The organism is Sphingomonas melonis (assembly GCF_013409985.1).
GTDB classification, from domain to species: domain Bacteria; phylum Pseudomonadota; class Alphaproteobacteria; order Sphingomonadales; family Sphingomonadaceae; genus Sphingomonas; species Sphingomonas melonis_A.
Genome location: NZ_JACCBY010000003.1, coordinates 460,566 through 474,225, shown reverse-complemented (window position 1 = coordinate 474,225; position 13,660 = coordinate 460,566). Strand labels below are relative to the sequence as shown.

The window sequence follows — 13,660 nt, the reverse complement described above, 5'->3', positions numbered from 1 at the left end:
AAGCGGTCAGGCGGCGATCCGCCTGGCATGCGCCGCGATGACGGGATCGCCGGGCGCGAGCGCCACCGCCTTGACCGCGAGCTGGCGCGCGCCGGCAAGGTCGCCGGCGGCGGCGAGCGCCACCGCATAGGCATCGCACACCGCCGCGTTCATCGGCGCCAGCCGATAGGCGGCCTGGCCATAAGCGCGCGCCACCGCGCCATCCGCGCCGCCGGCATAGGCCAGCGCGAGGTCGGCAAGCAGCGCCGCGTCGCGGTTGCCGGCGAGACGGCGGACGCTCTCCAGCGTTTCGATCGCGGCCTCCATCGCGCCATTGCGCACCTGCCAATGGCCAAGGATGCGGCGGCCGGTCAGGCTCTGCGGATTCTGGCCGAGGTACAGCGACAAGGCCGCCGCTGCCTCGCGCGGGCGGGCGGCGCGACCCCAGGCATCGACCAGCCGCAGCATCGTCGGCTCGTCGAAGGCGAGACCGGCGGCACGGGCATACAGCTGCGCCGCCTCGGCAAAGCGTCCGCCGACCGCGAGCGCATCGGCCAGCGCAAGTTGCGCGGCGGGTGCGCCGGGGCTTGCGGCGGCAAGGCCGCGGGCGCGCAGGATCGCGCCGGCGACGTCGCCACGATCGAGCTGGGCGCGGATGATGCCGAGCCGATAATTGGGATCGCCCGGGTCCTGCCGCGCCTGCGCGAGCAAGGTTCCCGGATCGTCGTCGCTGGCGAACGCGGCGGGGTTGCCGTGCGCGCCGAGCGCGGCGCGGTCGAGATAGCGCGCAGCGACGATACGGTTGCCGCTCGCCTCGAAGGCGCGGGCGACGAGCGTCAGCGTATAGGCATCGGCGTCGTCGCGCAGCGCGATCGGTTGCAGCTGATCGAGCGCGCCCTGCACATCGCCGGACCGCAACAGCGCCGCGCCAAGCAGCCGGCGAACGGCGATGTTCATCGGCTGGTCGGTCGCGAGCTGCCGCCAGCTGCCGATCGCGCGCTCGGTCCGGCCGCGCGCGACATCGAGACCGCCGCCGAGCAGCGCCGCCCCCGGCAGGGTGCCGATGCCGTCGCCCGCCCGCTGGAGCAGGTCGCGCGCCAGTTCGACGCGGCCGGCGCGCGCGGCGAGCACCGCCTGAAGGTAGAAGGCCTGCGGACTGGCCGGTCGCGCCGCGAGCGCACGGCGGGTGGCGGCGAGCATATCGGCGTTGCGCCCGACCTCGCCCAGCGTGGCGGCATATTCGATCAGCGCTGGATGATAATATGCGTCGCGCGCCAGCGCCGCTTCGAACCAGGGCAGCGCCGCGATCGGGCCATAGCGGGTGCGGACGATCTCGGCCTGCAGCGCGAGCGCGACGGGATCGCCGGGCGCGAGGCGCTGCGCACGCCCCGCGGCATCCGCTGCGGCGGCGATCTCGCCGGCGTCGAGGCGGATGCGGCCGAGATCGGTCCAGGCGGCGGCGTCGCCGGGGGCAATCGCCAGATGGCCGGTGAGCGCCTGTACGCCGCCGCCACTGTCGCCCTGCATCGCCAGCGCGCGGGCACGGGCGCGGATCGCGTCGCCGTCACCAGCCGGGGCGAGCGCCGCGGTGTCGATCGCGCCTTGCAGGTCGGACTGAAGCACGCGCGCCTGCGCCCGCAAGCCGGCGATCGCGGCCGGCGGGATGCGCAGGGCGCGGGCGCGGCTCAGCGCCCCCTCCGCCGCGACCCCGTCGCCGAGCCGCAGATAGGCGCGGGCGAGCAGCAGCAGCGCCGGCTGCGACCGGGGCGCTCCGGCGAGCGCGGCCAGCGCATGATTGCGCGCGGCGCTGTAATTGCCGATGCGAAAGGCGGTCCGTGCATCGCGCAGCGCGACGACGGGATCGGCGCGCGGGGCGGGACGCAGCGCGAGCCCGGCCACGGCGGCGGCCGCCAGCAGCAGCACGGCAAGCGCGATCACCTGCCCCCGGCGCAGCCGCGGCCATGCGATCCGGCGGCGGCGGCGCCTGCCGTGCAACAGCGGGTAGCGCCGCTCAGCCATGCAGATCGTAGCTCTTGAGCAGGTCGTACAGCGTCGGGCGGCTCACCCCGAGCAGCCGCGACGCGCCGGAGATATTGCCGTCGGCCTGCGCCAGCGCCTGGCGGATCGCCTTGCGGTCGGCCTGCTCGCGGGCGGTGCGCAGGTTGAGCGGCAAGGCCTCGTCGGTCGCGGCGTCGAGGTCGAGATCGGCGGCGGTCACCGCTTTGCCGTCGGCCATGATGACCGCGCGCTTGATGCGGTTCTCCAGCTCGCGGACGTTGCCCGGCCAGCCCCATGCCTCGATCGCCGCCAAGGCGTCGGGGGCGAGGCCGGTGACGGCCGGGTTCATCGCCGCGGCGTGGCGGCGGACGAAGGCGCGGGCGAGCAGGCTGGCATCGCCCGGCCGATCGGCGAGCCCCGGGATACGCACGACGATCTCGGCCAGCCGGTAATACAGATCCTCGCGGAACCGGCCGTCGGCGACCATCGCCTCGAGGTCCTGATGGGTGGCGCAGACGATGCGCGTGTCGACCGCGATCGGCTTGCGCCCGCCGATCCGCTCGATCACCCGCTCCTGGAGGAAGCGCAGCAGCTTGACCTGGAGCGGCAGCGGCACGTCGCCGATCTCGTCGAGGAACAGCGTGCCGCCCTCGGCCTGTTCGATCTTGCCCGGCGTCGTCTTCACCGCGCCGGTGAACGCGCCCTTCTCGTGCCCGAACAATTCGCTTTCGAGCAGCGTCTCGGGGATGGCGGCGCAGTTGATCGCGACGAAATCGCCGCGACGGCGCGGCGAATGATCGTGGATGCCGCGCGCCAGCACCTCCTTGCCCGTGCCGCTCGCGCCGAGCAGCATCACCGAGACATCGGCGGGCGCGACCCGCTCGATCGTGCGCACCACCTTCGCCATCGCGTCCGAGGCGTAGAGGAGGCCGCCAAAGCCGGCCGCCGCCGTCTCGCGTGCGGCAAGGCGGCGATTCTCCGCCTCGAGCGCATGGACGTGGAACGCGCGTGCGACGATCAGGCCGAGCGCGTCGATGTCGATCGGCTTGGCGTAGAAATCCCAGGCGCTTAGCGCGATCGCCTGCAACGCGCTGTCACGCGCACCATGGCCGGAGGCGACGATGATCTTGGTATCGGGCTTGAGCGCCAGCATCTCGGCGAGCGTGGCGAAGCCTTCGCTGGTGCCGTCGGGATCGGGCGGCAGGCCGAGGTCGAGCGTCACCACCGCGGGTTCGCGACTGCGCAGCGCCTCGATCGCCTCGCGCCGGGTGGCGGCGCCGACGATCTCATAGCCTTCATAGGCCCAGCGCAACTGGCGCTGGAGGGCGAGATCGTCCTCGACGATCAGCAGGACGGGCTTGTCGGTCATGCGGCATGCTCCAGGGCGCGCGCGGCGGGCAGGGTCAGGCGGAAGCGGGTGCCCTCGCCTTCGCGGCTCGCCACGTCGAGCGTGCCGCCCATATCCTCGGCCAGTTGCCGCGCCTCATAGGCGCCGATGCCGAAGCCGCCGGGCTTGGACGAGGCGAAGGGGCGGAACAGCTGGTCGCGGACGAAGGCGGCGCTCATCCCGCAGCCGGCGTCGATCACGTCGATATAGGCGCCATCCTCGCCGATGCCGGCGACGAGCGCGATGGTGGCGGACGGTGGGCTCGCCTCGATCGCGTTCTGGAGCAGGTGGCCCAGCAATTGTTCGAGCCGGCCGGGCTGGGCGAGTGCCGTCCCCTGCCCTGCGACGCGCACCGGATGCTGGGCGCGGCGGCTGGCGGCGAGGCGCAAGGCGAGCGTGGCGAGATCGACCGGCTGCAACGGCTCCGGCGTGGCGCGGTGGTGCTGCGACAGGCGGGCGAGCAGCGCGTTCATGCGGGCGGCGGAGTCCTTCAGCGTCTCGACCATGTCGGCGCGGAATTCGGGATTGTCGGCATGGCGCTCCGCATTGCGCGCCACCAGGCTTAGGCCACTGACCAGATTCTTGATGTCGTGCATGATGAACGCAAAGCGGCGGTTGAACTCGTCGAACCGTGCCGCGTCGGCGAGCGCGGCATGGGCGCGATCCTCGGCGAGGTAGCTCGCCGCCTGCCGCCCGGCGACGCGCAACAGGTCGAGGTCTTCCCAGTCGAGCGCACGCTCGAACGGCGGCCGGCCGAGCAGGATGACGCCGATCAGGCTGGTGCCGTGGATCAGCGGGACGAGCGCCCAGGCGTGGGGATGGTCGGCCAGCCAGCGCGGGATCGCCGCGGCTTCCTCAACCGGTGCCTCACCGCGGCGGACCTGATCGAGTTCGACGATGCGGGCGCTGGCGGCAAGGTGGTCGCGCAGGCCGGCGTCGATCGTCCCCGCATCGCCCCAGTGCCAGGCGGCGCCGGGCCCGAGGCCGCTGCCCTCCGGCACCAGCAGCACGCCGGACGGCGAGCCGGTGAGATCGGCAATCGCGCGGACGATGCGCAGGTCGAGCGGATCGGCGCCCGCGCCCGGCGTGCCCAGCGTCGCGGTGAAGCGCTGCCATTCGGCGCGGTAATCATAGCGGTGGCGGAAGAAATGCTTGGCCACCTTCACCTTGAGCCAGGCGCGCAGCCACGGCGTCGACAGCAGCGTCATCAGCGCGGTGGTCGCGCCGAGCACGATCGCGGTCTGGACGATGCGCACGGTGCTGCCGGCATACCGCTCGGCGACCTGGGTCAGCAGGACGGTTAGCGCGGCGTAGAGCAGCACCGCCGCCACCGAGACGAAGCGCAGCACGATGCCGTGCGAAACGGCGAGACTGCGCTCGCCGCGGCGGGTGGCGAGGATCAGCGCCGCGCCGGTCACGACGAAGCCGCGCAGCGCGATCGCCCCCGCCGGCACCGCGCCGAGGCCATAGCCGAGCAACGCGACGAGCAGGTCGACTCCCCATATCCCGCCGAGCGCGACCGCGATCTGCACCGCCGGCTCCGGACGCCGCGCCGCGTCGCCGACCGCGACCTGATGCGCGAGCATCATCCCGGCCACCGCCGCGAGCATGCCCGCGATCAGCCGCATCGCCTCGAGCGCCGCCAGCGCCTCGCGCGCCAGCGGCAGCGTGGCGATAATGGCGAGCAGGCCGGCGGCGGCGGTGATGCCGGCGGCGACGGCATAGACGGCATAGAGCGCGACGCTGCCGCTGCGCCCCTGCCGGACCAAGGTCGCCAGCACCGCCAGCCAGACGAGGTTGCGCAGCGACTCGCCCAGCCGCGCGGCGACATCGCCGACGCCGATGCCCGCCACCGCGAGCGCCCACAAGGCGGTCAGGATGCAGGCGACGGTCAGGCCATGGCGGGCGCCGCCGTCGCGCGGCCGGCGCAGTGCACCGAGCGCGAGCAGCCCGAACGCCAGCGCGGCCAGCGCGTGGCCCCAGAGGATCAGCGCCGCCATCGGCTCAGCGCGCGCCCGCCGGCCACAGCACGACACGCAGCGTCTGCAGGAGGATCAGCAGGTCGAGGAAGGGCGAATAGTTCTTGGCGTAATACAGGTCGTATTCGAGCTTGTGGCGGGCATCCTCGATCGACGCGCCATAGGGATAGTTGATCTGCGCCCAGCCGGTGATCCCCGGCTTCACCATGTGGCGCTCGGCGTAGAAGGGCAGTTGCTGTTCGAGCTGCTCGACGAATTGCGGTCGTTCCGGTCGCGGCCCGACGAAGCTCATCTCCCCCTTCAGCACCGCCCAGGTTTGCGGCAGTTCGTCGATCCGGACGAGGCGGATGATCCGGCCGATGCGGGTGATGCGCGGGTCGTCCTTCTCGGCCCACACCGCCATGCCCGCGACCTCGGCATCCTGGCGCATCGAGCGCAGCTTCACGATGTCGAACGCCTGGTTGTAGAGGCCGACGCGGCGCTGGCGGTAGAAGGCCGGGCCGCGCGATTCGACCTTGATCGCCAGGGCGGTGAGCAGGATCAGCGGCAGCGTCAGGCCGAGCAGCAGCAGGCTGGCGGCGATGTCGAACGCGCGCTTGAACACGCTCGACAGCATCCGGCCGGAGGCGAAGCCGTCCGAAAAGATCAGCCATGACGGATTGACCGAATTGAGGTCGATCCGCCCGGTCTCGCGTTCGAGGAAGGTCGAGATCTCGCTGACCGCGACGCCGGTGGTGCGGACGCGCAGCAGGTCCTTGAGCGGCAGCGCGTTGCGCCGTTCCTCCAGCGCCAGCACCACCTCGCCCGCGCCATGATCGACGACGTGCGCGGCCAGGTTGGGAATGGCGTCGCGCGGCACCGCGCCCTGCACGACCGCATCGGCCTCGCCCATTGCCACATAGCCGGCAACGATGACGTTGGAGCCCGGCTGGTCGGCGAGCGCGCCGATCCGGGCGGCGCGGTGGCCCGCCCCCAGCACGATGATGCGCCGCTTGAACGTATCGCCGCCGAGCGTCCGGTTGAGCATCGCGCGCACTACGACGAGCAGAACCGCGGCGATCAGCGTCGCATAGGCCAGGTTCGAGCGCCACAGCGCGACCGGCGGGATCAGGAAGAAGAGGATCGACAGGAAGGCGACGCCGATCAGGATCGCCACCGCCAGCCGCGCCGCGGCGAACCGCAGCGACAGGAACGAACCGACGCCATAGGCGCCGACCGCGATCAGCGCGATCTGCAACGCCGCGGCGAAGGCGAACAATTGCGGCAGCCGGGTGGTGACCGGTTCGACCGCCATGCCGATCTGATGCGCGCGGATCACCCAGCCCAGCTCGGCCGAGGTCATCAGCAGCAGCGCATCGACCACCCCGAGCAACAGCACGGCATAGGGCACATAATGCTTGAACAGGCGGATCATGCGGTCATCCTCCCATGCCGGTCTGTAAGCTTTTCCGACAGGTATCCCGCAGGTGGCAGAAAAAAGAAAAGAAAACTTGAACAAGGCGCTCTTAAGGATCGTTTCGCGCGCGCTTCATTTCGGTTAGGGATGCGCGTCCCAAGGAGTTAATCACGCATCATGACGATCGTTCCTGTGATCCTTTCCGGAGGGTCCGGCACCCGCTTGTGGCCGATGTCCCGCCCCGAAATGCCCAAGCAGCTGCTGGCGCTGACCGCAGAGGAAACCATGCTGCAGCTGACCGCGAAACGGGCGCATGGCGAGGCCTTTGCGGCGCCGATCGTCGTCGCCAACGCGCGGCATGCCGATCATATCGATGAACAGCTGCACGCCATCGGCGCGGCGCCGCAGGCGGTGATCCTGGAGCCGGTCGCCCGCAACACCGCCCCTGCGATCGCGCTCGCCGCGCTCGCCGCCAAGGGCGAAGAGGCGTTGCTGGTGATGCCCTCCGACCATGTCATCGCCGATGTCGAGGCCTTCCACGCCGCAATCGAGGCGGCGATGCCGCTGGTCGCCGACGGCTGGCTGGTCACCTTCGGTATCACCCCCGATGCGCCCGAGACCGGCTATGGCTGGATCAAGGTCGGCGAGCCGCTCGCGCAGGGCGTCCACCGCGTCGCCCGCTTCGTCGAGAAGCCGATCCGCGAGCGCGCCGAAGAGATGCTCGCCTCGGGCGACCACGCCTGGAATGGCGGCATCTTCCTGTTCCGCGCCGACATCTTCCTCGGCGCGCTCGCCGCCCATGCGCCCGGCATGCTGACCGCGACGCAGGATGCGATGAGCAAGGCCCGGCGCGAAGGCGCGCGCATCTACCCCGATGCCGAGGCGTTCGGCGCGTCGCCGTCCGATTCAATCGACTATGCGGTGATGGAGCGGGCCGAGCGCGTCGCCGTCGTGCCGGTGGCGATGGGCTGGAGCGACGTCGGCAGCTGGGACGCGCTGCATGCGATCAGCGACTGCGACGAGCGGGGCAACGTCCATCGCGGCGACGTGCTGGCGATCGACACCGAGAATTGCCTGATCCGCTCCGACGGCATCCGCATCGCTGCGGTCGGCGTCAGCGACCTGATCGTCGTGGCGAGCGGCAACGACGTGCTGATCCTGCCGCGCGGCCGCAGCCAGGAGGTCAAGAAGCTGATCGAGGCGATGAAGAACGACTGAGGGCGACGCGGACGGTCGGCATCATCCGGCGACCGTCCACGCCCACAGGCCGGCGAGCCCTGCCGCGCCGATCAGGAGCTGGCGGGGCCGCAGCGTCGCGAAATAGGCGGGTGCATTGCCCGCCAGCGCCGCGCGCCGATCGAGAAACGCGGCGAGCACATAGCCGAGAATGAGCGGCAGCAGCGCGCCCGACGGTCGGCCGATCACCAGTGCAAGGCCGGCAAGCGTGAAATAGCCGATGCTCGCCGCGATCTCGATCCCTTTCGAGGCGCGGGGATAGCCGAAGCCGAAGCCGCGCCGCACGCCGGCGATGAAGGCGAGCACCAGAGCCCCCCAGATGATGCCGAGCTGCACGGCCCAGAACGGCCAGGGCGGCGGCAGCAGCCACGCGCCGAGCGCGGCGACGACGAGCGGCACCATCGGGCCATAGCCGAGCAGCACGCCGTCGGCGGGAATATCGGGGCGGTCGGCATCATGGTTCATGTCACCGCCAACGTGCGGCGCGGCGCCGGGTTGCCTCGTCCGCTGATGCGGGCGGGACGACGGTGACACCGTCGAGCGTTTGCCGCCGTGCGGCCATGCCCGGCGGCAACGGCATGGCGGCAAGCAGAACGTAGAGGCGGCCGGGCACCCGCTCGCCGCGCGCGAGGGCGGCGATGCGGTGCATGCGCGGCATCCTGTTCTGGATGCAGCCTATTTTCGGTTAACGGCGGCGCGAACGAAAAAGGGACCGGCGGTTGCCCGCGCGGTCCCTTTCCTTGTGGTGCCGGGTCGGACGGGTCGGCTTGGCCGATCCGCCGGACGATCCGAAGGTCGTGCCGGGAGCAGCGTGACGCTGCCCCCGTTCGACATCAGAAGTCCATGCCGCCCATGCCGCCCATGCCGCCACCGCCGGGCATGGCCGGAGCCTTGTCCTCGGGCAGTTCCGACACGGTCGCTTCCGTGGTGATCAGCAGGCCGGCCACCGAAGCGGCGTTCTGCAGCGCGGTACGGACGACCTTGGTCGGGTCGATCACGCCGGCCTGGACCAGGTTCTCGTAGGTGTCGGTCGAGGCGTTGAAGCCGAACGACGTGTCCGACTGGTCGAGCAGCTTGCCCGAGACGACGGCACCGTCGTGACCGGCGTTCTGCGCGATCTGGCGGACCAGCGCGGTCAGCGACTTGCGGACGATGTCGATACCGCGGGTCTGGTCCTCGTTGACGCCCTTCAGGCCGTCGAGCGACTTGGTCGCGTACAGCAGCGCCGTGCCGCCACCGGGGACGATGCCTTCTTCGACGGCTGCGCGGGTCGCGTGCAGCGCGTCGTCGACGCGGTCCTTGCGCTCCTTGACCTCGACCTCGGTCGAACCACCGACCTTGATCACGGCAACGCCGCCGGCGAGCTTGGCGAGACGCTCCTGGAGCTTCTCACGGTCGTAGTCGCTGGTGGTGTTCTCGATCTGCGCACGGATTGCCTCGGTGCGGCCCTTGATCGCGTCGGCGTCACCCGCACCGTCGATGATGGTGGTGTTGTCCTTGTCGATCGTGACGCGCTTGGCGGTGCCGAGCATGCCGACGGTGACGTTCTCGAGCTTGATGCCGAGGTCTTCCGAGATCATCTCGCCCTTGGTCAGGATCGCGATGTCCTCGAGCATCGCCTTGCGACGATCGCCGAAGCCCGGTGCCTTGACCGCTGCGACCTTGAGGCCGCCGCGCAGCTTGTTGACGACGAGCGTGGCGAGCGCCTCGCCCTCGATGTCCTCGGCGATGATGAGCAGCGGGCGACCCGACTGGACGACGGCTTCCAGGATCGGGAGCATCGCCTGCAGGTTGCTGAGCTTCTTCTCGTGGATCAGGATGTACGGGTCGTTGAGCTCGACCGTCATCTTCTCCGGGTTGGTGATGAAGTAGGGCGACAGATAGCCGCGGTCGAACTGCATGCCCTCGACGACGTCGAGCTCGAAATCGAGACCCTTCGCTTCCTCGACGGTGATCACGCCTTCCTTGCCGACCTTCTCCATCGCTTCCGCGATCTTCTCGCCGACTTCACGGTCGCCGTTGGCCGAGATGATGCCGACCTGCGCCACTTCCGACGAACCCGAGACGGGCTTGGAGCGCGCCTTGATGTCCTCGACGACCTTGGTCACGGCGATATCGATGCCGCGCTTCAGATCCATCGGGTTCATGCCGGCGGCCACCGACTTCATGCCCTCGCGGACGATCGCCTGCGCCAGAACGGTCGCGGTGGTCGTGCCGTCGCCGGCGATGTCGTTGGTCTTCGAGGCCACTTCGCGCACCATCTGCGCGCCCATGTTCTCGAACTTGTCCTTGAGCTCGATCTCCTTGGCGACGGTGACGCCGTCCTTGGTGATGCGCGGTGCGCCGAAGCTCTTGTCGATCACGACGTTGCGGCCCTTCGGCCCAAGCGTCACCTTCACCGCATCGGCGAGGATGTCGACGCCGCGGAGGATGCGCTCACGCGCGTCGCGGCCGAATTTTACGTCCTTGGCTGCCATGGTGGCTACCCTTTCGAAAAATGGAAGTTGTGGAAGTTGACACTACGTCCGGGGCGCAAGCGCGCCCGGACCGCAGGATCAGCCGACGATCCCGAGGATGTCGCTTTCCTTCATGATGAGCAGGTCTTCGCCGTCGACCTTGACCTCGGTGCCCGACCACTTGCCGAACAGGATCTTGTCGCCGGGCTTGACGTCGAGCGGGGTGATCGTGCCGTTCTCGGCGCGGGCACCCGTGCCGGCGGCGACGACTTCACCCTCTTGCGGCTTTTCCTTGGCGGTATCGGGGATGATGATCCCGCCGGCCGTCTTCTCTTCTGCCTCTACGCGGCGGACGAGGACGCGGTCGTGCAACGGACGAAAGTTCATTGCGAAGTCCCTCTTCAGGTCAGTGTTACAGATTTCTGGCACTCACGAAACGCGAGTGCCAACGGGGCGGATATGTGCCGGCCGCACGGGATCGTCAAGGCTCCTGCGGCGCAGAAAAGTGCGCCGCGGCGGCAGACGGTGCGCTGCGCGGGACGGCGAACGGAGGGGGCCGATAAATCAGTGATTTACGAGATGGCCCTGCTTACCCCCGTTCGCCTGGAGCCCGTCGAAGGACGTCGGATCCCACGGTAGTTCGACACGCTCAGCACCAACGAGGTCTTCAGCCCCGTCGTCGTCGAGCGACTCAGCGCGCGCTTACCACGTCGCGATAGCGCGGGTTGAGCAGGTGGAAGGCGAGCAGCGCGACGAGATAGGCCAGGCCGCAGGCGACGAAGAACGGCCCGTAGCTGCCCACCGTGTCGAGCAGCAGGCCGAGCGACTTGGAGGCGATGAAGCCCCCCGCCGCGCCGGCGAAGCCGCCCAGCCCGATCAGCGTGCCCTGCGCATAGCGCGGGAACTGGTCGCCCGGCAGCGCGAACAGGTTGGTCGAGAAGCCCTGATGCGCGGCGCAGGCGAGGCCGATCATGCCGACCGCGACCCAGATGCTGCTCGCCTGCGCGGCGAACATCACCGGCAGCGCGAACAGCGCGCAGACGAACATCGCGCGCTTGCGGGCCCGGCCGACCGCGACGCCGCGCTTGAGCAGCCGCGACGAATACCAGCCGCCGGCGATCGCGCCGAGGTCGGCGAGGATGTAGATCGCGACCAGCGGCGGGCCGAAGTTCTTGAGATCGTAGCCGTAGCGGCTGTGGAAGAAGTCGGGCAGCCAGAACAGGAAGGTCCACCAGACCGGATCGATCAGGAAACGGCCGGTCATATAGGCCCAGGCCTCGCGATGGCGCAGCACGGCGAGGAAACCGGCGCGGCCGGCGTCGTCGGCGGGCTCCGCCTCGATCCACGCGCGCTCCTCGGCGGTGACGCGGGGATGCGCGTGCGGTGGATGATAAAGCCGCCACCAGGCGGCGAGCCAGACGAGGTTGAACAGGCCGGTGATGATGAATGCCCAGCGCCAGTCGAGCACGAGATTGACGACGATGAAGCCGATCAGCAGCGGCGTGACCACCGCACCGACATTGGCGCCGGCGTTGAAGATGCCGATCGCAAAGGCGCGCTCCTTGCGCGGAAACCATTGCGAGGCCGCGGCGAGCGCCGAGGGATAGGTGCCCGCCTCGCCGAAGGCGAGCGGGATGCGCGCGATTGCGAAGCCGGTGGTCGAGGTGACCAGCGTCTGCGCGAAATGGCCGATCGTCCAGCTGCCCATCGCGAGCAGATAGCCGTTGCGCGCGCCGATCCGGTCGATCATCCAGCCGAACAGCAGGAAGCCGAAACCATAGGCGACCTGGAAATAGCCGGTGATGTCGCCATAGCCGGCGTTGCTCCAGCCGTAGAGCGCGGTGAGCTGCGGCTTGAGGACGCCGAGCACCAGCCGGTCGATGTAGCTCAGCACCACTGCGGCAAACAGCAGGCCGCAGATCAGCCAGCGGATGCGGCCGCGCGGCGGCGTCACCGCATGGACCGCGGTTTCCGGGGCGGTGGCCGCGGCGTCGCCGAGGGCGCTCACGTCACCAGCTCCACAGCGTGCCGTCCTCGAGCCGGTTCACCGGCAGATAGGCGCGTTTGTACTGGTAAGTCGCGGCGAGATCCTCGTCGAGCGAGACGCCAAGACCGGGGGCGTCGCCGGGATGCATCGTGCCGTCGGTGAAGCGATAGGCGTGCGGGAAGACCGCATCCGTCTCGTCGCTGTGCGGCATATGCTCCTGGATACCGAAATTGGGGACCGACAGGCCGAAGTGCAGCGCCGCCGCCATCGCCACCGGCGACAGGTCGGTCGCGCCGTGGCAGCCGGTCCGCACCTGATAGAGATCAGCGAGCGCGGCGATGCGGCGCAGATGGGTGATGCCGCCGGCATGGACGACGGTGGCGCGGATATAGTCGATCAGCTGGTTCTCGATCAGATGCTTGGCATCCCAGATCGAATTGAACACCTCGCCGACCGCGAGCGGCGTCGTGGTGTGCTGGCGGATCAGGCGGAAGGCGTCCTGGTTCTCCGCCGGGGTCGCATCCTCGATCCAGAACGGGCGATAGGGTTCGAGATCCTTGCCGAGCCGCGCCGCCTCGATCGGGGTCAGCCGGTGGTGGACGTCGTGGAGCAGATGCACGTCCCAGCCGAGCGCCTCGCGCGCCGCGGCGAACAGTTCGGGGACGACGCGCAGATATTTCTCGGTCGACCACACGGCCTCGTTGGGCAGGTCGCCGTCGGCGGGTTCGTAGCGCTGGCCCTGCTTTGCGACGCCATAGGTCGAGGCGAGGCCCGGCACGCCGCATTGCAGCCGGATCGCACGATAGCCCTCGTCGCGGTGGCGCAGCGCGGTCTCGATCGTATCGGCGATCGTGGTGCCGTTGGCGTGGCAATAGACGAGGCAGGAGTCGCGCGCGGCGCCGCCGAGCAACTGGTAGACCGGCAGGCCGGCGACCTTCCCCTTGATGTCCCACAGCGCCATGTCGACCGCGGCGATCACGGTCATCGTCACCGGGCCGCGCCGCCAATAGGCGCCCTTGTAGAGATATTGCCAGATATCCTCGATCCGGTGCGCATCGCGACCGATCAGGCACGGCACGACATGATCCTCGAGATAGCTGGCGACGCTGAGCTCGCGGCCGTTGAGCGTCGCGTCGCCGAGGCCGGTGGTGCCGTCGTCGCAGGTGATCTGGAGCGTGACGAAATTGCGTCCCGGCGCGCAGGTGATGACGCGGGCGGCGGTGATCGTGGGCATCGGGGCGT

At 69.8% G+C, this 13,660-nt stretch carries 11 protein-coding genes; 1 reads left to right on the top strand and 10 read right to left on the bottom strand.

What is annotated here, in order from left to right:
• Positions 1-6: 6 nt before the first annotated feature.
• Genes HD841_RS13025 through HD841_RS13010 form a run of 4 tightly spaced genes read right to left on the bottom strand, consistent with a single transcriptional unit; the run spans position 7 to position 6,757 of the window.
• Complete coding sequence (locus HD841_RS13025) at positions 7-1,998, bottom strand: tetratricopeptide repeat protein (RefSeq protein WP_179509289.1); 1,992 nt, start codon at positions 1,996-1,998, stop codon at positions 7-9.
• Positions 1,991-3,346 (bottom strand): PEP-CTERM-box response regulator transcription factor, encoded by a 1,356-nt coding sequence (prsR, locus tag HD841_RS13020; protein ID WP_179509288.1) that lies wholly within the window; start codon positions 3,344-3,346, stop codon positions 1,991-1,993. Before prsR ends, HD841_RS13025 begins: the two co-directional genes overlap by 8 nt.
• The gene (gene prsK / locus HD841_RS13015) at positions 3,343-5,364 is read right to left on the bottom strand and encodes an XrtA/PEP-CTERM system histidine kinase PrsK (RefSeq protein WP_179509287.1); all 2,022 of its coding nucleotides are present in this window, start codon (positions 5,362-5,364) and stop codon (positions 3,343-3,345) included. Before prsK ends, prsR begins: the two co-directional genes overlap by 4 nt.
• 4 nt (positions 5,365-5,368) lie before the next feature.
• Positions 5,369-6,757, bottom strand: coding sequence for a TIGR03013 family XrtA/PEP-CTERM system glycosyltransferase (locus HD841_RS13010; RefSeq protein ID WP_179509286.1), 1,389 nt, complete (start codon positions 6,755-6,757; stop codon positions 5,369-5,371).
• A 159-nt stretch (positions 6,758-6,916) separates the two neighbouring features.
• Between HD841_RS13010 and HD841_RS13005 the strand changes: the two genes are divergently transcribed.
• Positions 6,917-7,957, top strand: a complete 1,041-nt coding sequence (locus HD841_RS13005; protein WP_179509285.1) for a mannose-1-phosphate guanylyltransferase/mannose-6-phosphate isomerase — start codon at positions 6,917-6,919, stop codon at positions 7,955-7,957.
• 21 nt (positions 7,958-7,978) lie between these two features.
• Here the strand turns inward: HD841_RS13005 and HD841_RS13000 are convergent, their stop codons facing one another.
• The 6 genes from HD841_RS13000 to manD all read right to left on the bottom strand — a co-directional run bounded on the left by HD841_RS13000 (position 7,979) and on the right by manD (position 13,652).
• On the bottom strand, positions 7,979-8,440 hold the full coding sequence (locus HD841_RS13000) for a DUF3429 domain-containing protein (RefSeq protein WP_179509284.1): 462 nt from the start codon (positions 8,438-8,440) through the stop codon (positions 7,979-7,981).
• A 1-nt stretch (position 8,441) separates the two neighbouring features.
• On the bottom strand, positions 8,442-8,624 hold the full coding sequence (locus HD841_RS12995; protein ID WP_179509283.1) for a hypothetical protein: 183 nt from the start codon (positions 8,622-8,624) through the stop codon (positions 8,442-8,444).
• A 184-nt stretch (positions 8,625-8,808) separates the two neighbouring features.
• Positions 8,809-10,452, bottom strand: a complete 1,644-nt coding sequence (groL, locus tag HD841_RS12990) for a chaperonin GroEL (protein ID WP_179509282.1) — start codon at positions 10,450-10,452, stop codon at positions 8,809-8,811.
• 78 nt (positions 10,453-10,530) lie between these two features.
• On the bottom strand, positions 10,531-10,818 hold the full coding sequence (groES, locus tag HD841_RS12985) for a co-chaperone GroES (protein WP_179509281.1): 288 nt from the start codon (positions 10,816-10,818) through the stop codon (positions 10,531-10,533).
• Positions 10,819-11,122: 304 nt separating this feature from the next.
• Complete coding sequence (locus tag HD841_RS12980; RefSeq protein ID WP_179509280.1) at positions 11,123-12,439, bottom strand: MFS transporter; 1,317 nt, start codon at positions 12,437-12,439, stop codon at positions 11,123-11,125.
• Position 12,440: 1 nt separating this feature from the next.
• Complete coding sequence (gene manD / locus HD841_RS12975) at positions 12,441-13,652, bottom strand: D-mannonate dehydratase ManD (protein ID WP_179509279.1); 1,212 nt, start codon at positions 13,650-13,652, stop codon at positions 12,441-12,443.
• Positions 13,653-13,660 lie beyond the last annotated feature (8 nt).